At 54.0% G+C, this 276-nt stretch carries 1 protein-coding gene; it reads left to right on the top strand.

Annotated elements, in window-relative coordinates:
• Positions 1-276 (top strand): pyruvate formate lyase family protein (locus tag SB756_RS29750; protein WP_410913167.1); only part of this gene is annotated, 276 nt, incomplete at both ends.

Genomic DNA, 276 nt, shown 5'->3' with positions numbered 1-276 from the left:
AAAGCCGCGACCAGCACGCAGATTTTCAGCATCAACCAGACAGATAAAGGCCAGGGGCACATTATTATTGATTACCCACGCCTGCTGAATCACGGGCTGGGGGAGCTGGTAGCACAGATGCAGCAACATTGTCAGCAACAGCCGGAGAATCACTTTTATCAGGCAGCGCTGTTACTGCTGGAAGCCTCGCAGAAACACATTTTGCGTTACGCCGAACTGGCGGAAACGATGGCGGCAAACTGCACAGATGCCCAGCGTCGCGAAGAGCTGCTGACT

It is taken from the genome of Pseudomonas sp. SIMBA_068, assembly GCF_046534705.1.
In the GTDB taxonomy this organism is placed as follows: Bacteria; Pseudomonadota; Gammaproteobacteria; order Pseudomonadales; family Pseudomonadaceae; genus Aquipseudomonas; species Aquipseudomonas putida.
The sequence above is the reverse complement of the archived record's forward strand: the minus strand, read 5'-3'. Positions and strand labels throughout refer to the sequence as shown.